This window comes from Companilactobacillus musae, assembly GCF_003967595.1.
GTDB classification, from domain to species: Bacteria; Bacillota; Bacilli; order Lactobacillales; family Lactobacillaceae; genus Companilactobacillus; species Companilactobacillus musae.
This window is the reverse complement of sequence record NZ_BIFW01000001.1, coordinates 201,961-224,877: the sequence shown is the minus strand read 5'-3', so window position 1 is coordinate 224,877 and position 22,917 is coordinate 201,961. Positions and strand designations below refer to the sequence as shown.

The following is a 22,917-nucleotide window of genomic DNA, read 5'->3' as shown; positions in this document are numbered from 1 at the left end:
ATGCCATCATCAGCTTTTACTCTGTATAAAATTCAATTGCGAAAGCTCCTGATCCAGCATGAGTAGCAATAACCGGACTAGTTACTCTAATTAAAAGCGGTACATTAGGAACGATCTCTGCCAATTTTTCTTTTAACTCATTGACATAATCCATATTATCAACGTATGAAATTCCAATTGATTTGATATTCTTCAAACTCTTGATTTCTTCCATAACGTTATCCATGTATTTTTCAATCGTTTTACGTCCACGACCACGTTTTTCAATATTCAAACTATTATTCTTAACTGTTAAAACAAGATTAATATTTAAAAGTGTTGAAAGTGTGCCGGCAAAACGGCTCAAACGTCCACCACGAAGAATATTTTCAATACTTGTCACACCCATATACAAATAAGTATGATCACGTATAACTGACAATGCTTGCTTAATTTCTTCTACCGACTTACCCTCTTGAGCCATTTGTGCAGCTCTTAAAACTTGAAAACCTTGAGCACGATCAGTAAATTCAGTATCAATAACTTCCACATGACGATCAGTCATATCAGCCACTTGTCTAGCGGCATTGATAGTTCCACTAATAGATGGCGTCATCATCAAAGCCAAGATATCAGTATAATCAGCGGGTACTTCATCAATCACATTCATAAAAGTACCGATTGAAGGTTGCGATGTTTTTGGCAAATCTTTAGAAGCGTCCATTTCACGAACAAACTCTTCTCTTGTGATATCCACACCGTCAGTATAAGTCTTATCATCAATACTGATTGTTAATGGAACAATACTAATATTATATTTTTCGATCTCTTCTGGAGTTAATTGTACCGATGAATCGGCAAGGATTTTTACTTTACTCATTTTATCCCTCTTTCATAGGGTTTTAATTCTTAATTAATTCAATTATAACAAAAAATATTTTTAAAATTGCTTTCACAGTGCAATTTGCAAAAATAAATCTATACCTAATAATATTCGGTATTAATTATACAAATGTTGCCACTGTCTGAAAAGTCCTAAAACGTTTATAATAATTAAAGTAACTAGTCAAAAACAATTGGAGCTTTAAAAATGTCAAAAAAACATAGTTTTACTCGAGCATATTTGATTACTGATCAAGTATTCAGTGCTGTAACGCACGGTATCGGGATCATTTTAGCGATAATCGGATCGATTTTTCTTTTAATTAAAGGGTTCCATCAAGGCAATCCTTTAAATATTACAGCCTACTTTATTTACGCTTTTACCTTGTTCTTCTTATATCTAAGTTCAACGCTCTTTCATAGTCTTTATTTCACCAGAGCTAAGGGTGTTTTTCAAATATTTGATCATAGTTCCATCTTTTTAATGATTGCTGGAACATACACCCCTTATTGCTTGATTGCTTTGCATTCAGCCTTTGGCTACAGCATTCTAGCCTTTATCTGGGTTTTAGCTATTGGCGGAATTCTTTACAAGATCTTCAATGTAGGTCGTTTCAAGTACTTTGAAACCTTGCTCTATGTTTTGATGGGCTGGGCCATCATTATTGCAATGAACCCTCTCTATCACGCTATTGGAGCAACTGGAATTGCTTTGCTGGTAGCTGGAGGAATTGCCTTTACATTAGGAGCCTGTCTCTACTTAATGAAAAATCTTAGATATATACATGTTATCTGGCATATTTTTGTCATGATCGGTACGGCTTTAATGTATTTTTCAGTTTACTTTTACGTTGGTTAATTAAATCTTTTGATAAGTTTCGAAGGTATATGGATAGATATTTTTATCATCCACAATACCTTCTTTTTTTTCGACCAAATCGAACTTACTATAATCAATTTCAACCATTTTGGTATCACCAACAAATTCATGATCGATTTTTGTCAAATACAATCGATCAACGTCATTTTGAAAAAGTCTAAAAATACCTTCTCCACCAATAACCATTATCTCTTCATCAGCCGACACATGTTCAGTTAATTCCGCCTTATCAGTAATCAAAACCACTGATTTAGGAACTTGATAATTAGAATTCCGAGAAATAACAATATTCAAGCGATTAGGCAACGGACCATTAGGAAAACTTTCAAAAGTCTTTCTCCCCATGACGATAGGATGCCCAGTTGTAACATCTTTAAAGCGTTTCATATCATTGGGTAATTTCCAAGGTAAATGACCATCAACGCCAATTATATGATTTTTATCTTCTGCCCATACAAAACTTATCATTTTATTCTCCTAAACAGCAACCGGAGCTTTGATAGCTGGTTGTGGATTATAGTCGGTAACTTTAATATCTTCTGTATCAATTTCAAAAATACTCTTGTCACTGGTAATCTCTAGTTGAGGACCATTAACTGGTTTACGATTTAATTGTTCTTTAACTTGTTCAAGGTGATTTGAATAAATATGAGCATCACCCAAAGTATGAATAAATTCTCCTACTTGCAAACCAGTTTCTCGAGCAATTAAATGTGTCAGTAAAGCATAACTAGCAATATTAAAAGGCACTCCTAAGAAAAGATCTCCACTACGTTGATACAATTGACAAGAAAGTTTGCCATCATTTACATAAAACTGAAAAAGCGTATGACATGGTGGTAAAGCCATTGTTGGTACATCCTCAGGATTCCAAGCACTCACGATTAAACGACGGGAATTAGGAGTTTTTTTGATCTGATCAATCACATTAATAATCTGATCAATAAATCCTCCATCTCTTTTTTGCCAATGACGCCATTGTGCTCCGTAGACATCTCCGAGGTTACCAAATTTAGCTGCAAACTTATTATTTTCCAAAATTTCTTTATCAAACTTACTTTTTTCATACTTATAAGCTTGAGCAAATTCATCATCGATCAAACGACGACGACCAAAGTCAGTCATATCTGGACCGGTATAATCTGAACTCTCAATATAATTCTTAAAAGCCCATTCATCCCAAATATGATTGTTATGTTCTAATAAGTATTTAATATTAGTATCTCCATGCAAAAACCACAATAATTCACTTTTAATTAGTCCAAAAGGAATCTTCTTAGTAGTTAGAAGTGGGAATGACTCTTGTAAGTCAAAACGCATTTGATAACCAAAAGTACTGATTGTACCGGTTCCTGTACGGTCACTTTTCTTATGACCATGTTCTAATACATATTTTAAAAGATCTAAATATCGTTGTTCGTTATGCATGATTGCTCTCCTAAATAAATTGACCTAAGTATTCCCAACGATCCATTAACTTATCTGATTCTGCAGTCTTTTCATCAAGTTCTCTTTGGAAATCCATCAGTTTTTCATAATCATTCGACGAATCATTTAATTCTTGTTTCAATTGTGCCATTTCGTCATCTAGCTTTTCGATCTTAGGCTCAAGTTTGTCAAATTCCATTTGCTCAGCATAAGTTAATTTTTTCTTAGGTTCAGTCTTTTGCTCAGCCTTTTCTTTAACTTCCTCATGCTTTTGAGCTTTTACTTCATGATGTTTGGCTTGCTTTAATTCTGTAGCTTTTTGTAAATAGGCTGAATAAGAATCATAGCTTTCTTCAATCTGACCTTGTCCTTCGAAAATCAATAATTTGGCAGCTACTTTATCTAAGAAATAGCGATCATGGGATACGGCCAAAACTGTACCCTTAAAACTTTCCAAATAATTTTCGAGAATTGTCAAAGTTTCAATATCTAAATTGTTAGTTGGTTCATCCAATAACAAAACATTAGGTTGATTCATAAGAATTGCCAATAAATATAGACGACGCTTTTCACCACCAGAAAGTTCTCTGATAAATGCACCTTGCATTTGATGATCAAATTTAAAGGTATCAAGCATCTGTGAAGCTGACATATGAGAACCATCGTTGTTCTTAACACCTTGTCCAATAGATTCTAGATATCTAATAACACGTTTATCTGGATCCATATCACGAGTATGTTGAGTATAGTAGCCTAATCGGACAGTTTGACCGGTTTTAATTTCCCCTGAATCTAAAGGAATTTGTTGAGCAATAGTATTTAAAAAGGTTGTTTTACCTGAACCATTGGACCCAGTAATACCAATTCGATCCCCACGAGAAACTAAGTAACTAAAATTATTCAAAATAACATGTTTATCAAATTTCAAATTAGCATCTTTAATATCAAAAACATCATTTCCCAATCGTTGTTGGGCAATATCAATTGACATTTCCTTTTGAACATCAGGCTTATTTTGTAAATCATCTTTTAAATCATTGAATCGATCTTTTCTAGCCTGTTGTTTGGTTCCACGGGCCTTTACACCTGCACGCATCCAATTTAATTCTTGCTTATAAAGTTGAGTTTTATGATGTTGTTCTGAAGCATAAACTTCTTCATTAGTAGCTTTTTGTTGCAAATACTTCTCATAATTACCGTCATATTCAGTTACATTTCGATTTTCAATTTCAAAAATTCTTGTTGCAACTTCATTTAAGAAATAACGATCATGGGTAACAAAAAGAACTGAACCTTTATATTTACTTAAATAAGTCTGTAACCAATCGATTGCTTCGTAATCCAGGTGGTTAGTTGGTTCATCTAGGATCAATAGGTCCGCTTCAGAAATTAAAGTTTGAGCCAAAGCAACACGTCTTTGTTGGCCACCAGATAACTCACTGATCTTTTTATCTAACTCAGTAATGCCCAATTTATTTAAAATCGATTTAACATCAGACTCCATTTGCCAAGCTTCAGCAGCATTCATCTTTTCTTGAAGCTTGAAAAACTCATTTTGAATCTTCTGATCAGTTGAATTGGCATTGAATTCAGTCAAAGAATTTTCATATTGACGAATCAATTGGAACTTTTCGCCACTACCATTAAAAACAGCATCAATAACTGACGAATCTTCGTCCAAATCTGGCTGCTGTTTCAAATATGAAATCTTATAATCTTTAGGCTTTTCAACATCAATCGTATTCAAATCGCTGTTGTTGACAATACCATCCAATAAGGTAGTTTTTCCGGTTCCGTTAAGTCCTAAAAGACCGATACGGTCACCTTCATTAATTGTAAAAGTTACATCGGTAAAGAGTGTTCTTTCACCGAATGATTTAGATGCATTAGAAATATTTAAGGTTTTCAATTATTTCACCACTATAAATAAAAAATTCCTCTACCCAAGTAGATAGAGGTATATTGTTGCTCTTCATCTTTTATTTTATCACATGTAATAAGCTATTAATATTCTTGGAGCTGATTCAAATCATAATATAATTGTTGCACACCACCAAATCTAACTAAGATTTTTTCACGTTTTTTGTCATAATAGACAACCGCTCCGATTTGTTGATGCATTGCATCCTTTTGGTCTATTACTGACACTATTGAACCAATTTTTAAATTCCCCATTTTAATTTTCCTCCCACAAAAAACGGGACTTAGTTAATAATTCAACTAATGTCCCGTTTTTTAATTAAAGATCACTCTTATAAATATCGTAAACAGTATTTTCTGGATCAATTGAGATATAGAGATTACCAGTCTTACTTGAAATTGCTGAAGATTGATAAGCGTTGTCCAAACCTTCGACATCCTTTTGTTTGAATGGGAAGTAAATTTGCATTGGGTCTTTGTCTTGATCGTCTTCAAAGACAATATCACATTTTTCGATATCTTGATATTTAATGATACGATTGAACATTCCGTCAGCCATAGCATCTGTAGAAACGTCAGTATCTTTAATATAGTCAGCCTCTGGTAAAATTTCAATTCTGAATCTCTTACATGGATGAATCTCTTGCATACGTCCACCCTTAATACGTCCGTAACTAGTTGTTACACGTGCGATCCAAATATCTCTCATCTCACTGTGGCTAACTGTCCAAGTATCTTCATTTCTAAAGTAGAATTTAAGTTCTTTAAAAACATGTTTAGTCATACTATCACCCTTTCGAATCCTAAAATACTTACTGTTTTCATAATACCACAGCATTATTGATTACTTAACAAATAATGTCTTAAATCATCAAAATTATTGGAAACGTTTCCTTCCACGATAGCTCGCTCTATTTGGGACATTGACTTTCCAATAATTGGACCTGGTTTGACACCTAGTATTTCACAAACATCTTTTCCTGAAAGCGCTAACTCTCGACTACTTTTGATAGAAATTTTAGCTACTTTTTCTTGTAATTTTGAATAGTCAAATTCAATGTCAAACATTTTACAAAGTTCAATTGTTCTTTCTAAATTACCGACACCTAATTTATAAATATTCCATAGATCAAAATCACGACTATCAAAAAGATGTAATAAATTTAGAGTATTCAAACTAGTTTCCCTAGTTTTATTTGAAACTTTCCAATCCCTTAATAAATGACTAAATTCCCCATGATTCAAACTCAAAACGTAGCCAATTGCTACCCAAGCTTCATCCTCATCCATAAAAATTTGTTTTTGAGGTACCAATAATTCCTCTAATTTCAACTTTTGTTCATTAAATCCGGGGCAATACTCACTCAAGCCTAATTTGAGAAAATCTGCAAAGCCTGTTTGCCATGACTGGCTTAGAAGCAATTTGACAAACTCTTCACGAATTCTCTCCACAGCTATTTTTTCTAACAAAGGTGCATTGTCTGCAATAGCTTGAGCTGTTTTATCTTCAACTTTAAAATTTAATTGTGCCTGAAATCTCACCGCACGCATCATTCTTAAAGCATCTTCATGAAATCTTTCCTCAGCTTTGCCAACGGCCCGGATAATTTTTTTATCAAGATCTTTTAAACCATCGAACTTATCAATTACATTTCCATTAAGATCCACAGCTAAGGCGTTAATGGTAAAATCGCGTCTCTTCAGGTCATCCCCTAAGGATCTAACAAAAGTAACCTTGTCGGGGCGACGATAATCCTGATAACCTGACTCGGTTCTAAAAGTTGTGATTTCATAAGAGTCATCCCCCATTAAAACAGTCACCGTTCCATGTTGAATCCCAGTATCCACCGTTCGTTTGAATATTTCTTTGATTTCTTCTGGATAAGCACTAGTTGCAATATCAACGTCATGTATTGGCAAGCCTAATATATGGTCACGTACACTTCCTCCTACAAAATAAGCTTCAAATCCGGCTTGTTCAATTTTTTCTAAAACTGGTAATGCTGCTTTAAAATCGGCAGGAAGTTGTTTGATTTGCATATGTTTACCTCTCACTTAATAATAAAATTCTCTATTTATTATATACCAATAATCTAAGTTACTAAATACAGACCTTATTTTACGATATTGTCACGATTTTACCATTTTTGTACAGCGCTTACTTAATTGACATTACGGCAATAACAGCTTGTCAAAAAAAGCAATAAATTTCTGTCTATCACTACAAGATATATGAAAAAAATATATAATAGAGTTAATAAGGATGTGAAAGAATACTGAATATATAAAGTTTTTAAAACAAATTCAACACTTCGGTATTCGTAAGGTATGGTAGATATAATTCTTTTGATTTCACTAATCGGTATTTGGATCGGAGCTATCTGTGGTCTTGATTGGCTAACCTTCTCTGCGCTCCTTCTCAATTCAGTTGTTTTTCTCATCAGTATGGTTGCCGGAAAAGATAAAAGATAAATGGTTCTACATGTCATAGTACAGGACATTGTTTGTTTCAATCATAAAGTAAGACATAATTCTGATTTCTTAGATATTTAAATAGCATCTATAAGATATAAAGATACGAGTATGTATCTTTGCTCTTATAGATGCCATTTTATTTTATAAATTCAATTAATTAGAAAACAAAACTTTAGTTTGGTTTTTATACTTTTTATTTACATTCTTCAAAAATACTTTTATCTACAAAACCTGTATCTTTAACATCAACGTAATTGATAACTTCTTCACCATCTTCAATTGTAATAACATCATAATACGTCGCATCATAAATTAAATGTTTATGAGCATTATCACAATTAATATGATAAGCACTGGAATCAGTTGAATGCATCAAAATGCAATTTTTAACAAATGATGTTTCAAAATGAATATGTCCTGAAAATACAGCCTGAACTGAAGTTCCAGTAATAACTGACATCAATTCCTTACTTTCCTGCAAAATGCTATAACGCATATGATGAATAGCCGGCCCATCAACTGGATGATGAAGGAACAATAGTGCCGGTTTATCTTGACGTGCATTTAAATTATTTTTAAGCCAATCAAGCTGCTCTTGTCCCAGATAACCTTGTTCATAGTTGTAAAACTTACTATCTAAAAAGTAAAAATCAAATTCATCAGTTGATTTTAAATAATAATATTTCTTTTGCTCCGGTTTTTGAAGATACCCTTCAAAAAAAGCTTTAGTACGATCATGGTTACCTAAGACTACTTCAATCGGTATGTGTAGTTTTTCCTTTTGATTAGTAATTAGCTTAGCCAAATGTTTGTAATCTTCTCGGACACCTTCATGAATTAAATCACCTGTAATAACGATTAAGTTGGGTTTAATGATCATCTCAGAGATATCTTTAAAAATACTCGCTAATTTCAAAAACGGATCAATTTTTTGATTATTGGCTGCTAGTGCATTCTTAGGCGTTAAATGTGTATCAGTGATTTGAATAATTTTATATTTATTCATAGTTACCCCAATTCAAATTTTTGCCAATTTCGTAATCAAATAATAAACTGGTTGCCTTCTTTAGATGTACAAAGACCTTCTCATTAACGTTGAATTCAAAAGTATTTACGATTGATTTTAATGTCAAGCCTTCATCATTAACCAATGACAATTGTACAAAGCGACCATAATCAATAATATTTTCAACCGTCAATTCTAAATCTTGACTATTTTGACGTTCTTTTGAACAGAAAAGGTTTTCCGGTCTAATACCTAAACGATATTTTTGTTCTTTTAAATTTAGATTTTGATCAGCAAGAATACTCTTGTTATTAAAAAGAACATTACTATCTTTATACTCAACCTCAATAACATTAATTTGTGGTGTTCCAATAAATTCCGCCACGAATAAATTAGCGGGATTATTATAAATATTCTCCGGTACATCAATCATCTGAATGATTCCTTGGTCCATTACGGCAATCCTGTCACCTAATGCCATTGCCTCTAATTGATCATGTGTTACATAAACGATTGTTTGTTGATTAGTTGCATGCAGATTTTGAATCTCATCACGAGCCTTTTCTCGTAACTGAACATCAATATTGGACAGTGGCTCATCTAAAAGGAAGATTTCGCTCTTTTTGACCATTCCACGTCCTACTGCTACACGTTGCTTTTGACCACCAGATAATTGTGAAGGTAAACGATCTCTATATTTAGTTAAATTCAATGTTTCTAAAACATTCTCAATTCTTTTCTGACGTTCATCTTTAGCAACCTTATGAATTTTTAGAGCATACTCAAGATTCTGATAGACTGTCATATTTGGATAAAGTGCATAATCCTGAAATACCATTGCAATAGTATGACCGTCATTTTTTAATTCTCTTAAATCACGATTATCAATCATAACTTGTCCAGAAGTAGGTTCTTCTAATCCAGCAATCATTCGTAATGTTGTAGACTTCCCACATCCTGAAGGACCCAAAAGAACTAAGAATTCACCTGCCTTGACTGATAAATCCATACCATCAATAATGGTATTTTTTTTAAATTGTTTTGAAATATTTTTTAATTCAATAGTTGCATTACTTTTATTCATACGTTCTCCCTATTTCAAGCCACTGTTACTAATGCTGTTAAGAATATATTTTTGGAAAATTAGATAAATGATCAAAGGCAATATAACCATGATCGTAGAAAGAGCCATTGCTAAAGGAAAATTGGTTCCACCTTCACTTGAAATATAATTTTGAAGTGCTAATGGCAAAGTAAAACTAGCCTTATCCTTCAAAATCAAAGTTGGCCAAACGTATTCATTCCAAGAATTAATAAAGAAAATTGCCCCTACACTGACAATACTTGGTTTAAGAATTGGGATAACGATATTGAAAAATATCTTTCGCTTAGGAATATCGTCAATTTTAGCTGCATCAATTAATGTATTAGGGATTTTTTCCATTGTTTTAAGAAAAATCATAATCCCGGTTGCATCACACAATTGCGGCAAAGCTACTCCCCAAATATTATTCAAAAGATTCAATTTGGAAATAACTAAATAATTAGGAATCATCACAATCGTAAAAGGTACAAAAATGGTTGCAACAAAGAGTAGATAAATAAACATCTTCCCTTTAAATTGGTATGTTCTAAAAGCATATGCCGTTAGTAACCCGGTCAATAACTTACCAATTGTCACAATTGTTGCCATTAAGAAAGTATTCCAAGTTAATCCTAAAAGGTTAACCTGTTTATTTAACAACAAGTAATTCTTAATGGTGGGATGAGTTGGAATTAGATTTAACATAGTTCCATATGAATCACGTAAAGTTTTGAAAGAATTAGAAACCATGAACAAAATTGGCACAATCGCACTCAGAACAATCAATATTAATAATATGTGCCATAAATTGATTTTTTTAAACATACTTTTTAGCCTTCCCTTCCACAAAACGTATTTCAATAAATAGAAGAACTAAAAATACTACAAAAGTAACAATTGCTAGAGCTGACGATGTCCCCGTCTTATAAAGAACAAAAGCATTCAAGTATGTCTGATAGATCATATTGGATGAACCATAATAAGGACCACCAGTGGTAATAACGTTAATTGGTGTAAAGACATACTGCAAACCTTGAACAATTGTCAAAATTAATACATAAATTCCAATTCCACGATTCATTGGCAAAATTACATTCCAGATCAATCTCCACTTAGGAATCCCATCAATCTTAGCAGCATCAATGATATTAGTTGGAATAGAACCTAAGCCTGTTAATAGTAAGATAAAGTTATAGCCAAAGACTTTCCAATTAGTTATAAAACAAATCACGGTAATGGCTAAGATACCTGAATTGGACCAATTAGGCATTGTCATCCCTAAATTCTTCATTACATAGGCAATAGGTCCTGAAACTGGATTTAAGATCCAAGTAAATAACATGGCCCCTACAACTAGTGAAAATAAACTTGGGATAAAGAATAAAACTTTATAAGCTCCTTGCATTTTTTTGATAAAAAACTTAACAATCAATGAAATGAAATACGGAACCAAAAAATTTAAAACTATCAAGAAAAAAATGTAAATCAAAGTATTTAAGATCACTTTTTGATTGACCGGATTAGTAAACACTTCAATATAATTTCTCAAACCCACAAATTCCTTAGTTGGTGCTATTAAGTTCCAATCAAAGAAACTTAAATAAAATGTGTAAATAATTGGTATGATCATAAAGACTATTAATAATATTGCTGTTGGTAACAAATACAAGAATGGTAAAATCTTTTTATTTTTGTTGTGCATTAATATTATCCTGTGCTGCTTTCAAAGTAGATTGAACGTCACTTCCGGATAAGATTTTGTCTCGAGCATCAATCATTGATTGTTCAGCTTCAAGCCCCTTCTTAGGGAATGATGTCCATGGAATAGCATTATCTAATGTCTTAACGGCTGGATCCAACATTGGATTTTCTTTAACATATGCTTTAAAACTGTCAGATTCCAAAGCAATCTTTGTAGGAGGTAAGTAACCTGTTCCTTTACTCCAAGTTACAGCTGAATCAGCTTTATACATCCACTTTTCAAATTCCCAGGCAGCTTTTTGTTGATCAGGATCTCGAGCTGTAATGGCTAACATTGATCCACCAACAGGTACAACTGTCTTATGATTTTCAAAATGAGGTGCTACGATTGCTGAAGCATTAAAACTAGCACTCTTTTTAATATGTGAAGCTTGGGCAATTGTTGTAAACGCCATTGCAACGTCACCTTTAATGAATGAATCCATTCCCTGAGCCCAAGGAGTATGTAAAGCTAATTTACTAGTTACCATTTCTTGATAATACTTATAAGCTGCCACACCATTAGAACTTGCAAAGGCTGCTTTACCGTTTTTTTGAATATTAGCACCATTACTTAGCATAACGGCTTGTTGAGCCCAAGTATCACCAGGTTCTTGAATATATAAACCATATTTTCCAGATTGATCATGGATTGTTTTAGAAGCTGTTTTGATGCCTTCCCATGTAGCTAGGGAATTTTCATTAATATTATATTTGCTTAAAATATCTTTATTGACAAATAGTACTGGAGTACTCAATGAATATGGCAACCCAACTAAATGACCTTTGCTATCTTTAGCAAATGATAAAGTTCTCTTTGTAAAGTTACTATCAATAAACTTAGTATTGTTATCAAACTTTTTAGCAGCATCTGTTGGTGTCATATATTTAAAGTTGTTGGCAAAGTAATTATCATATGCCCATCCAACTTGTGTAACATCAGGAACTTTCCCCGAGGCCTGAGCTGATTGAAGATTTTGCATCAATCCTTTATACATATCAGGATTGTATTTTGCAGTTACTTTAATGTTCTTGTGAGTTGCATTAAATTTCTTTACAAGATCGTCCACTGTCGCTCCACCTTGAGTTTGAGCGTTTACATGCCAGTAAGTGATATGTTTCACCGATGAAGCAGACGTTTTTTTACCACAACCTGTGAATACAACGGCTAGAGCCATTACCCCCATAACCAATAGAAGCTTTTTCAAAATATTATTTTTCAAAACTTTCCCTCCCTTTTTCAATAAATTAATCATATTCGTCGGCTGTGTATAAAAAGTATATTTAATGTTTAGAAATTGAAAATATTCTGTAAATTTTCTTTACAAAAGCAAAAAGATTCAATTAACTAGCGATATCTAGTCAATTGAATCTTTTTTAATTTAATTCCTGAGCTATCTTTTGCGATACCTTTGGTGCGGAAACCTTTTTAGGATTGTAGTTTTTACCAAAAACAAAAGCAAAAATCACAGTCAATAATGGGTTCATCCAAACGTAGAAGGCACAAGAGATGAATACTACTGGGCTAACGCCTAGAACACCAGAAATGAAAATTCCGGTAACACCCCAAGGTACTAAAGCATTAATATCAGCACCACCACTAGCTAAAACTCTTGATAGGTATTCTGGTTGAATGCCTTGTTCCTTGAAATTATCTCTAAAAGTAGTACCTGGTAAAATAATAGAAATATATTGTTCACCAACTAAGAAGTTAACGCCAATTGCACTGATCATTGAAGTTAAGATCAATTTTCCTGGTGTATTAACTTGACTGGCTAACTTTCCAATTAGGTTATCAACGACACCCATTTTTAACAAAACCCCACCCAAGGTCAACGCCACTAAGATTAAAGAAATACTGCTTAACATACTTGTAATACCACCGCCACTGACAATGGCATTGATTTTTTTATCTGGAGAATTCAATTGGAAGCCATTCATGATTTGATCACTGATAGTTTTGATACTGGGATGATCAATAAAAATATGCATAATAATGGCAGTAATTGAACCCGATAACAAAGTTGGAATAGCTGGAATTTGAATAATTGCGCAAAAGATCAAAACAGCAATGGGAATCAACATCCAAGGTGAAATAAAGAAATTGCTATTCAAAGCATTGATAATATGATGTACGGAACTCATATCTGGATTGGCACTTGTATGACCTGCAATCAGAAAAATAATGGCAGTAATAATGGCTGATGGCAATGCCGTATGAGAAATTGTCTTGATATGATCAAAAACATTATTAACACCAGCAATACCAGTTGAGAGATTAGTTGTTCCTGATAATGGTGACATATTATTACCGAACAAAGCTCCAGAAACAATTGAACCCGCCGTTAACGCAACATTGATACCCATAACTTGGCCGATACCCATGAAAACAATTCCTAAAGTACTGATTGTAGTAAAAGAACTACCCACAATAATACCAACTAAACAGCAACTAACAAAAACGGTAAAGAGGAAAAAACGAACGTTTAATAATTCTAATCCATAAACCATGATAGTTGGAATAACACCTGACATTGACCAGGCTGATACCAATACCCCAATCATAATAAAAATGATCATAGGAATAATACCTGGCTTAATTCCTTCAGAAATCCCATCTTGTAATTCATTCCACGTGAAACCTCTGAATCTTCCATAAAACATCAGTAAAGTAAAGGCCAACAAAATTGGTATTTGTGGAGTCATTTTCAAAGCTATCATCATTGTACCCAATAGTCCGAACATTACTAACATAATAATTAAACTCTCTAAAAACGTTAATTTACTTGTTTTTTTCATATCTCTCACCCTAATTATTTCTTTTTTGTTTTTCAGATTGTTTGTTGGAGCCAATAGGGTCTATAAAGATAGTTTCTTTTTACTTCTCTAACTTCTTTTTCATCTAATATTTGACTGAAAGTTGCTTGCATTCTAAGTTTTTCCAAAAATTTCATTGCTGCTTCCTCCTTTGTATTCCAATTTTCGAGATAAAAAAAGCGCCCCTGCAATTTAATATGCAGGGACGCTATTTGCGCGGTACCACCCAAAATTCAAATGGATAGACTAGTCCACTTGCTCTTTATTCCCGAAACGTGGGACACGAGATCTTAGTTTTGTATTTTGTAAAAATATCCTGCATGGCTCACACCAACCGCCAATTCTCTGAACACCCAGATATTTTCCTACTTGTCTTAAAACCAAAATCAATTTATGTATGTAATACTAGCAGTAATTTTTCATTTTGCAAGAGTTAAATTAAAAATAATCCAATAAATTTTAATATTTCTAATTATTTTATTAGATTTGATCTAATAAGTTTTGCATAGATTCATTGTCTGGATCTTGCTTCAAATATAATCGTAGTGCGGGTTTTAACACTTCATTATTACCTGTACTACGCAAAATTTCGATTAAATCTGAAAGATAGTCCAAATTGTCTTTAAAATCATCTAATACTAATAAGATATTTTCTTGAGCTGATTGAACATCATCATTTTCAAATTCAGACTTAGCCAAATTCCAAGTAAGCTTTGGATTATTGCTGACATCACGATCTTTTAGCAAGTCCATATTAGCCTTAAATTGACCCTTAGTAATATAATAGTCACTTAATTTAATAATTAATGGTAATGGATTCTCTACTTTCTTGATTCCTTTTTCCAAAATCTTAACAGCTGCATCTGGATCTTCGGCCGTTCCCGCATCAAAAGCGATTTGATATAAACGATCATCTAATTCATTTAAATTCAAACCTAATTGAGCATACTTAAATGCATCCGAGTTCTTTTTAATATTCAAATAATCTTCGGCAAGAATTGGATAAGCCGTGGGATAATCACGATTACTGTCCAATAAGTTTTCTAAAATAGTAATTGATTTATTATAATTTTTTACCTGATTATATAGGAATCCCAATTGGAACTGTGCATCTTCATTCAATTCCAATGCATTCAACTTTTCATATTCACTAATGGCATCTTCATACTGACCATCACCAGCTAAGGAACTTGCTTTTCTCAACACAATTGAAATTCCAGAATAATTTTTAATATCCATATCCAAAAGCATGTCGTAGTAAGTTAAAGCCTTACTGAACTTATTTTCATCGAAATAAACTTCTGCCAAGGCAAACTTAAAAACTTCCTCATCAGGAAATTCACGAATTCCCGTCAAAAGTTTTTGTTCACTAACTTCATAAAGTCCCTGAGACTGATAAATATCAGCTGAAACCAAAAGGTTCTCAGCATAGGCTGGCGAATCCGGAGTGATTTGAGAGATATAATCTAATGCCTGATCACTATTACCATCAGAAACAGCAATTTCAGCCAGTCTCGAAAGGATTTGACCCTCAGTAGGGTAAATGGTCAAGAGATGGTCATAAACCGTCTTAGCTTGAACTGAGAGACCACGACTAAGTAATGTTTCTGCCAATGAAAATTGAGTTTGATCGTCATCTTCCGATATTGAAGCCTGAATCAAACGATCGACTTTTGAAAAATCACCATCATCAATTGTATCTATAACTTCATCTGCTTTACTCAAATTTAATACCTCCATATTTTTGCGTAAAAAAAGACGGTCATCCGACCGCCCGTTGTATTTCTAACTATTTAACTGAATCCTTCAAAGCCTTACCTGGTTTAAATGCAGGAACCTTGCTTGCAGGAATCTTAATTTCTTCGCCAGTTTGTGGGTTACGACCCTTACGAGCAGCACGTTGACGAACTTCGAAGTTACCAAAGCCAATCAATTGAACTTTGTTGCCTTCTGATAAGTTTTCTTGGATTGTTTCGAAAACAGCATCAACAGCAGAAGTTGCATCCTTCTTTGTCAAACCTGTCTTACTTGCTACACTATCAATAAGTTCAGCTTTATTTGCCATATGTGAATACCTCCGGATAATTGTAAAAAATTTAGAACACATGAACTTTTATTAATGCGTTCATTATTCTATGTACAAAATTACCATAGCAATGCCGATGTGGCAAGCATTTAGGCCATTTTTTAACATAATTCTTACTAAATATAATTATTTTTATAAAAACGGGTCAAATACCGACCTATTAGCTTACTTTCGCTTCCTTGGTAAAATCTTAATTGGAGTTCCTTCAAAATCAAAAGTTTCTCGTAATTGATTCTTCAAGAAACGTTCATATGAGAAATGAAGTAACTCAGTTTCATTTACAAAAACAACAAATGTTGGTGGTTGAATAGCAACTTGAGTCATGTAATAGATTCTTAGACGTTTACCATTAACCAATGGCGTTGGTGCAATTGAAGTGGCACGCAACAACAAATCATTAAGAACAGAAGATTGAATTCTACGATCGCGGTTTGCGTAAACTCTTTCAACTAATTCGGGAATCTGATCTAAACGTTGACCCTTAATAGCGGAAGTAAAGAGAATTGGCGCATATGACAAATATTGGAATTCATCCCTTATTTGGTTTTCAAAGTCCTTCATGGTATTAGTATCTTTTTTCAAAGTATCCCATTTATTAACAACGATGATAACACCCTTACCAGCATTATGAGCATAGCCAGCAACACGTTTATCTTGTTCACGGATACCTTCTTCGGCATTCAAGACTACGCAGACAACATCTGATTTATCAATCGCGCTCAAAGCACGCAAAACTGAATATTTTTCAGTATTTTCGTAAACTTTACCACGTTTTCTAATACCAGCTGTATCAATCATTGTAAAGTCTTTATCAAGCTTTTGATCATGATACTTAGTATCAATAGCATCCCGAGTTGTTCCCTGCATATCTGATACAATAACTCGATTATCACCTAAAATAGCATTAACCAACGATGATTTACCAACATTGGGACGACCGATAAAACTAAACTTAATAGTATCATCGTCTTCATCTTTTTCATCAGTTGGGAAAGCCTTGACAACTTCATCCAAAAGATCACCCAAACCAGTACCTTGGGCACCAGAGATAGGATTAGGATCACCGAAACCTAGAGAATAGAAATCATAGATATTTTCACGTTGTTCTGGGTTATCAGCTTTATTTACTGCTAAAATAACTGGTTTCTTAGTTCGATAAAGAATCTTTGCAACATCTTCATCTTCTTTAGTAACACTATTTTGACCATTAACGATAAAGACGATTACATCGGCCTCATCAATCGCAATTTCAGCTTGATTCTTAATTTGAACGGACATCTTTTCACCGCTCATCTCAATACCACCAGTATCGATCAAGCGGAACTCGCGACCTAACCAACTGGCACGTGAATAAATACGATCTCTAGTAACACCTGGTGTATCTTCAACAATCGAAAGTCTTTCATTAATAATTCGATTAAATATTGTAGATTTCCCAACATTGGGGCGTCCTACTAACGCAACTACTGGAACAGACATATTTTGCCTCCCTACTTATGTTCGTTAACTATTTCAGTTACTTTTTTAACTACTTCTTCAATGGTCATATTCGAGGTATCAACCTCAATTGCATCGTCGGCTTTTCGTAATGGTGAAATCTTACGATGAGAATCTTTATAATCTCTAGCGGCAATTTCATCTTGCAATTCTTTCAAAGGAGTATTGATCCCACGCTCGATATTTTCCTTGTAGCGTCTTTGAGCACGTACTTCAACACTAGCAATTAAAAAGATCTTCACTTCAGCATTAGGCAAAACAGTTGTCCCAATGTCACGACCATCCATTACAATATTAATATCATTAGCCATCTCACGTTGTATTTTAACCAATTCAGTTCTTACTTCTTTGATTGCAGAAACTTGTGAGACATTATTTGTGATCTCTTCTGTTCTGATTGCGTCAGAAACATCTTCATCATCTAACAGTACATGCTGACCATCTGCTTGATTGAGAAAATGAATCTTATGTTCTGACATTAATTTCAAAATATTGAGAGTATCACCATAACCTACATTATTCTTTTTTGCAAGCAATGTTACTGTTCGATACATTGCACCAGTATCACAATAAACAAAATTTAAATTCTTAGCAATCAATTTAGCAATGGTACTTTTACCAGCTGATGCTGGGCCATCTATAGCAATTTGCATTAATTATTTCTCTCCTTAATAAAAGGGCCCAGACAAAATTGTCAGAGACCCTACAATCAAAAATTATTTAACTCTTAAAGATGTACCTGGTGTTAATGTTCCAACGTTACCGTTCAAACTCTTTAATTGAGCAGTCGTTAGATTGTTATTGTAAGCAATTCTAAACCAGTTATCACCGGCTTTAACCGTATAGTATGAACCACTATTACTATCAGTTGAAGCAGTTGTTGAGTTGTTATTAGTTGTATCAGATGAAGCTTGTTGATTTGTTTGTTGTGTATTATCAGTTGTTGCCTGATTATTTTGAGTATTGTTAGAAGCAGTATTGTCATTAGTTGTATTACTACTATTATCATTATTAACAGTATCGTTATCACTGTTACTGTTTGACTTAGTAGTTGAACTGGAACTCTTCTTGCTTGCAGCCTCTTTTTTTGCTTTAGCTTTTGCCTTAGCAGCAGCTTCTTTTTTCTCTGCAGCGGCCTTTTTAGCGGCAGCTTTCTTGGCAGCCTTTTTACGGGCAGTCTTATCTTTATTTTCGACAGACTTTTGAGTTTGTTCACTATCTAAATCAGAACTACCACTACCTTTAACAGCATTGATTACAACTGGTGTAAACATAATAACAATCAAGGCAATAACTAAGGTAACAACTAAAGTATGATTTCCACGTTGCTTTTCTTTAGTAACTGTCCGAGAAACATGACCATCATCGTCAGTATCTGAATCAAAGCTCTTTTCCCATGGTTTAACATCATCCTCAGATTGAGGTTCTGACTTCTCTTCATTAGTAGAATCATCACTTGTTGAATCCATTGACTCAGGCTGTGCCTGTGGCTTTGAATCTACCGGTGGAACTGGCACAAAATTAGTGTCTTTAATATTATCAGACTCGTCGTCTTGTTTTGCTTCGCTTAAATGATCGTCATTTTCCTCAGGTTGAGGCTCATCTGGAACAGGTTGATCAACATTTTCATTAGAATCAACACTCGTTTCAGTTTGAGATTCATCATTATTAGAAGTTTGAGTATCAAGAGTTTCATCATTTGTTGGTGTGTTGACATCACCCGCATCAATTAGATGATATTTCTTCAAATCCTCAAGACTGACAGATCCCTCTAGTCCTTGAGTGGATTTAGGAACACGTGAATCGCCAGACATATTGTTTTTATCATTATCGGCCATTAAAAACCAACCTCCTAATTTCTATCTCTTAAAGCATATCATAAAAGTTTAAAATTTTTCTTTAAAGATTTATAAAATTTCATTAGAAGGCCTATTTAATCGCAAAACGGCTCTTAATTCGAGGATAAATGATAATAAATGCTGCTGAAATGATCAGCGCCTTGACGATATTAAAAGGAATTACCCCTGTTGCCACATATTTAGCTAAACTCATATTTAGTTGCATGCCAATTACGTTCATGTACAGTGGCATTACAACTAAATAATTTAAAATCGACATAATAACAGTCAAAGAAATAGTTCCCATTATTACAGCAGTAATTTTTTTATCTTTCTTCCAGAAATGATTGAATGGTATCAACAAGGCCACTGATCCGACAAAAGCTGCCCCATCACCAATTAAACCTGCCAGACCGGTACCAGTAACTAACAAATGAACCATTGATTTAATTAAAGCAATCATGATTCCACCTACTGGACCAAAAGCAAAAGTTCCAATTAATGTAACTACATCACTCAAGTCTACCTTTAAGAAAGGTAACCATATTAAAACTGGAAATTCAAAGAACATTAGAATGGCTCCTAACGCCGCAAAAATTGAAACACCTACTACTTCTTGAACCTTATACGTACTTTTCCCCATTAGAATCAACCTCTCTCAATTGATTTCCAAAGAAAAAAGGCCTATTTTGGGCACACCAAAACAGACCTTACTCTGTTTTCTTCCATCTAGACTTTAACTATCGGTATTGGAATCGCACCAATTCGACCAACTAAGTTGGGTCGCGGACTTTACCGCCGGTCGGGAATCTCACCCTGCCCTGAAAACCAATTATTTAATTTTATGATTTTAATATAACAGACACCTTGATATATGGCAACTGAAGAGTTGTTATGGGAACAATACCATTTAGTTATTGATGATAAATATACCTTGTTTTTACAGCAAAATATACCTAATAGTAACCGACAACATCATACTCAAAACTAATATTTTCATCTGAAAATGTGCCAAAAATGTGCCAATTTTAATATCAATTAATTACAACTACTTCATTTCAGCGTCTCTGTTTCTACTTAATTATATATGCTAAACACCCTTTAAGTCATTTAATCGGTCCTTCATGACATCTTTGAGCATATCAATATCTTCTTTAGTTGCTTTATTTTTAATAAAACTTTTGGCACTGGAACGAGATCTTAAATAACTAGTACGTTCCTTGTTTTTTTCATCCCATTTTTTATTTGCCTTAATACGAGCCTCTGTTAATTTTTCTACCATTTCTTTTCTCCTTATTTAATTATTAACCACACGATAAAAGATATAATTATTAACCAAATTATAGCAACTTTTAAAGTAGGCTTCGTTTTTGTTGCCTTTATATTTACATGTTTTGTTTTTAATAATGTTTTTGTCATATTGGATTTAATTGAGCAAATATAGTATATTTTAGGTGCACCAAAGAGGGAGGTTTCTCTCCTTGGTCTGGTATTACCATTCTATGGTAATTTCTAAAGTCAAAATGATTAGATTGATTTCGAAGGTTAAGCTAATCTTTTTTGGCTTTTTTATTTTGCTCAATTTCTTTTACCTCCTCTTTCCTTATTACAGTTATTATATCAGACTACGTTATGTAGTGTACTAATATAAATAGCTACTTTTTGTGGGTTATTTCAATGCTACAATACGTAGTATCATATTTTTAGGAGGTGACAATATGTTCGGTCAACGATTAAGAGCACTAAGAATTTCTAATAGTTATACGCAGGCAAGCCTTTCTGACAAGATTGGGGTTTCTGAAAAGACCATTGGTACTTGGGAACGTGGAACTAGAGAGCCACCTATGGCAACCACCGTAAAATTGGCAGATATATTTGATGTCACACTTGATTACTTATATGGAAGAAACGAGACACCACAATGGGCAAAACAAAAAGACACCGTAGATCTGAAATTCTTCTTGGACAGAAATCTAGTGGGTGCCTTCTACGACGGTGATGAATTAACTGAAGAACAAAAAGCTAAATTAGAAATTGCTTTAACTCAAATCTTTTGGGACCAACGCAAGAAAGAAAGAAGCGATACCGATGACAGTAACAAGAGAACTAAATAAGTTAGTTTTTGCCATTGGTAAAAGATATAGCACATTTGCTCCATTTACTTGGGCTGATAAATTAAATATTCAGATATATTGGAAAGAAGTAGCTGATAAGCCACTTGCTGAAACACTATATTACAACGATAAGCCTATAATCATGATGTCTAACATAATCAGATACAACAACCAAAATTATTTCGTATTAGCCCATGAATTATGCCACGTAATAGAGGGGTTAACAGCCTACTACTCTTCCAACATGAGATTTAAGGATAGGTCTGAAAATAGCGCTGATGAGTTTGCAATGGCGGTGGTTACCAAACTTTACGTTGAAGAACATGATCACTTACCTGATACTTACTCTGATCTAAGATGGAACTATGGACTTCCTAATATAGGAGATTAGCATGGAAAAATTATTGTCTAATCAAAAGGTTAAATCAGGATATTATTTCATAATTATTCTTGCAGGTACTTTATCGCTAGTCACCCTATTTTTAGGCTTTGTGCATGGAATCAATATAGATAAACCGCCATTCGTTTATATTGATGATGCTACCCTGCTAATCTTTACTGTTGATTACTTTGGTAGATTTTTTTATTCAAAAAATAAATGGCAATTTTTCACACACAATATCGTTGATTTACTAGCTATAATTCCATTTAATTCAATATTCTCTACATTTCGTGTTTTTAGAATGTTTAGAATCTTTAGAGTTTTGAAGTTATCTAGGATATTCATGTTTATTAGATTTATTGGAGTGTCTGGAAAATTCAGAAAAAACATACTGAGATTTTTAAAAATAAATGGATTGATTTATCTAATAGTGATCAGCATTTTAGCACTATTAATTTCGGCAATTCTCTACTCACTGTCTGAAGGTATCTCATTGAGCAACGCACTTTGGTGGGCAATAGTAACAGCAACTACCGTTGGATATGGTGATATATCCCCTCATACTTTAATTGGTAGAATTGCATCCGTTATTCTAATGTTTGTAGGTGTTGGTTTTATAGGGACGTTAACAAGTTCTATCAGTTCCTACTTTATTCAAAATCACACTGCTGATAACGATAATAGCGATGAAATATTATCGAAACTGGCTGATCTCACTAGAGAAAACAAGGAACTGCATGAGGATATCAAAAAACTAGAATCAAAAATTGATAATATAAATAAATAAAT

At 33.6% G+C, this 22,917-nt stretch carries 25 protein-coding genes and 1 riboswitch; of the genes, 4 read left to right on the top strand and 21 right to left on the bottom strand.

Annotated features, from left to right (window positions below; translation table 11 throughout):
* Positions 1–16 precede the first annotated feature (16 nt).
* The gene (locus LAB100_RS01125) at positions 17–859 is read right to left on the bottom strand and encodes a DegV family protein (RefSeq protein WP_119326354.1); all 843 of its coding nucleotides are present in this window, start codon (positions 857–859) and stop codon (positions 17–19) included.
* Positions 860–1,069: 210 nt separating this feature from the next.
* On the opposite strand from LAB100_RS01125, the gene trhA reads away from it, so the two are divergent.
* Positions 1,070–1,720 (top strand): PAQR family membrane homeostasis protein TrhA, encoded by a 651-nt coding sequence (trhA, locus tag LAB100_RS01120; RefSeq protein WP_119326355.1) that lies wholly within the window; start codon positions 1,070–1,072, stop codon positions 1,718–1,720.
* On the opposite strand, the gene LAB100_RS01115 is transcribed toward trhA, so the two are convergent.
* The 20 genes from LAB100_RS01115 to LAB100_RS01030 form a co-directional block, all read right to left on the bottom strand.
* The gene (locus LAB100_RS01115; RefSeq protein WP_119326356.1) at positions 1,721–2,209 is read right to left on the bottom strand and encodes a dihydrofolate reductase; all 489 of its coding nucleotides are present in this window, start codon (positions 2,207–2,209) and stop codon (positions 1,721–1,723) included. It abuts the gene before it with no gap.
* Between the two features lie 9 nt (positions 2,210–2,218).
* Complete coding sequence (locus tag LAB100_RS01110) at positions 2,219–3,169, bottom strand: thymidylate synthase (RefSeq protein WP_119326357.1); 951 nt, start codon at positions 3,167–3,169, stop codon at positions 2,219–2,221.
* A gap of 10 nt (positions 3,170–3,179) precedes the next feature.
* Positions 3,180–5,078, bottom strand: coding sequence for an ABC-F family ATP-binding cassette domain-containing protein (locus tag LAB100_RS01105; protein ID WP_119326358.1), 1,899 nt, complete (start codon positions 5,076–5,078; stop codon positions 3,180–3,182).
* 95 nt (positions 5,079–5,173) lie between these two features.
* Positions 5,174–5,344, bottom strand: coding sequence for a hypothetical protein (locus tag LAB100_RS11495; RefSeq protein WP_162894194.1), 171 nt, complete (start codon positions 5,342–5,344; stop codon positions 5,174–5,176).
* Between the two features lie 64 nt (positions 5,345–5,408).
* Complete coding sequence (locus LAB100_RS01100) at positions 5,409–5,873, bottom strand: hypothetical protein (protein WP_119326359.1); 465 nt, start codon at positions 5,871–5,873, stop codon at positions 5,409–5,411.
* 53 nt (positions 5,874–5,926) lie between these two features.
* Positions 5,927–7,129 carry a CCA tRNA nucleotidyltransferase gene (locus LAB100_RS01095; protein ID WP_119326360.1) on the bottom strand — a complete coding sequence of 401 codons (1,203 nt, stop codon included), beginning with the start codon at positions 7,127–7,129 and terminating at the stop codon, positions 5,927–5,929.
* Between the two features lie 628 nt (positions 7,130–7,757).
* Positions 7,758–8,570: a metallophosphoesterase family protein gene (locus LAB100_RS01090; protein WP_119326361.1), complete on the bottom strand. Its 813-nt coding sequence runs from the start codon at positions 8,568–8,570 to the stop codon at positions 7,758–7,760.
* Positions 8,563–9,654, bottom strand: coding sequence for an ABC transporter ATP-binding protein (locus LAB100_RS01085; RefSeq protein WP_119326362.1), 1,092 nt, complete (start codon positions 9,652–9,654; stop codon positions 8,563–8,565). Before LAB100_RS01085 ends, LAB100_RS01090 begins: the two co-directional genes overlap by 8 nt.
* A 9-nt stretch (positions 9,655–9,663) precedes the next feature.
* Complete coding sequence (locus tag LAB100_RS01080) at positions 9,664–10,479, bottom strand: carbohydrate ABC transporter permease (RefSeq protein WP_119326363.1); 816 nt, start codon at positions 10,477–10,479, stop codon at positions 9,664–9,666.
* Positions 10,472–11,356: a carbohydrate ABC transporter permease gene (locus tag LAB100_RS01075; RefSeq protein ID WP_119326364.1), complete on the bottom strand. Its 885-nt coding sequence runs from the start codon at positions 11,354–11,356 to the stop codon at positions 10,472–10,474. The genes LAB100_RS01080 and LAB100_RS01075 overlap by 8 nt, the downstream gene beginning before the upstream one ends.
* Positions 11,340–12,617, bottom strand: a complete 1,278-nt coding sequence (locus LAB100_RS01070) for an ABC transporter substrate-binding protein (protein WP_246001196.1) — start codon at positions 12,615–12,617, stop codon at positions 11,340–11,342. Before LAB100_RS01070 ends, LAB100_RS01075 begins: the two co-directional genes overlap by 17 nt.
* 154 nt (positions 12,618–12,771) lie before the next feature.
* Positions 12,772–14,193 carry a Na+/H+ antiporter NhaC gene (gene nhaC, locus LAB100_RS01065; RefSeq protein WP_119326366.1) on the bottom strand — a complete coding sequence of 474 codons (1,422 nt, stop codon included), beginning with the start codon at positions 14,191–14,193 and terminating at the stop codon, positions 12,772–12,774.
* A 32-nt stretch (positions 14,194–14,225) separates the two neighbouring features.
* The gene (locus LAB100_RS11735) at positions 14,226–14,348 is read right to left on the bottom strand and encodes a hypothetical protein (protein WP_281273963.1); all 123 of its coding nucleotides are present in this window, start codon (positions 14,346–14,348) and stop codon (positions 14,226–14,228) included.
* Between the two features lie 343 nt (positions 14,349–14,691).
* Positions 14,692–15,936 carry a tetratricopeptide repeat protein gene (locus LAB100_RS01060; protein WP_119326367.1) on the bottom strand — a complete coding sequence of 415 codons (1,245 nt, stop codon included), beginning with the start codon at positions 15,934–15,936 and terminating at the stop codon, positions 14,692–14,694.
* A 64-nt stretch (positions 15,937–16,000) separates the two neighbouring features.
* Entirely contained in the window at positions 16,001–16,276 is a 276-nt protein-coding gene (hbs, locus tag LAB100_RS01055) for a non-specific DNA-binding protein Hbs (protein ID WP_010019909.1), read from the bottom strand.
* Between the two features lie 186 nt (positions 16,277–16,462).
* Positions 16,463–17,776, bottom strand: a complete 1,314-nt coding sequence (gene der, locus LAB100_RS01050) for a ribosome biogenesis GTPase Der (protein WP_119326368.1) — start codon at positions 17,774–17,776, stop codon at positions 16,463–16,465.
* A gap of 11 nt (positions 17,777–17,787) precedes the next feature.
* Positions 17,788–18,447: a (d)CMP kinase gene (gene cmk / locus LAB100_RS01045; protein ID WP_119326369.1), complete on the bottom strand. Its 660-nt coding sequence runs from the start codon at positions 18,445–18,447 to the stop codon at positions 17,788–17,790.
* Between the two features lie 63 nt (positions 18,448–18,510).
* The gene (locus tag LAB100_RS01040; protein ID WP_119326370.1) at positions 18,511–19,632 is read right to left on the bottom strand and encodes a LysM peptidoglycan-binding domain-containing protein; all 1,122 of its coding nucleotides are present in this window, start codon (positions 19,630–19,632) and stop codon (positions 18,511–18,513) included.
* Positions 19,633–19,723: 91 nt separating this feature from the next.
* Positions 19,724–20,275, bottom strand: coding sequence for an ECF transporter S component (locus LAB100_RS01035; protein WP_119326371.1), 552 nt, complete (start codon positions 20,273–20,275; stop codon positions 19,724–19,726).
* 70 nt (positions 20,276–20,345) lie between these two features.
* Positions 20,346–20,465, bottom strand: a riboswitch (FMN riboswitch).
* Positions 20,466–20,722: 257 nt separating this feature from the next.
* A complete protein-coding gene (locus LAB100_RS01030; RefSeq protein WP_119327526.1) occupies positions 20,723–20,914 on the bottom strand; it encodes a hypothetical protein in 192 nt (63 codons plus the stop codon).
* Positions 20,915–21,350: 436 nt separating this feature from the next.
* Between LAB100_RS01030 and LAB100_RS01025 the strand changes: the two genes are divergently transcribed.
* The 3 genes from LAB100_RS01025 to LAB100_RS01015 are packed head-to-tail and all read left to right on the top strand — an operon-like array spanning position 21,351 to position 22,915.
* Positions 21,351–21,746: a helix-turn-helix domain-containing protein gene (locus LAB100_RS01025; RefSeq protein WP_119327527.1), complete on the top strand. Its 396-nt coding sequence runs from the start codon at positions 21,351–21,353 to the stop codon at positions 21,744–21,746.
* Positions 21,721–22,137 carry a M78 family metallopeptidase domain-containing protein gene (locus LAB100_RS01020; protein ID WP_119327528.1) on the top strand — a complete coding sequence of 139 codons (417 nt, stop codon included), beginning with the start codon at positions 21,721–21,723 and terminating at the stop codon, positions 22,135–22,137. The genes LAB100_RS01025 and LAB100_RS01020 overlap by 26 nt, the downstream gene beginning before the upstream one ends.
* A 1-nt stretch (position 22,138) precedes the next feature.
* Entirely contained in the window at positions 22,139–22,915 is a 777-nt protein-coding gene (locus LAB100_RS01015) for a potassium channel family protein (protein WP_119327529.1), read from the top strand.
* Positions 22,916–22,917 lie beyond the last annotated feature (2 nt).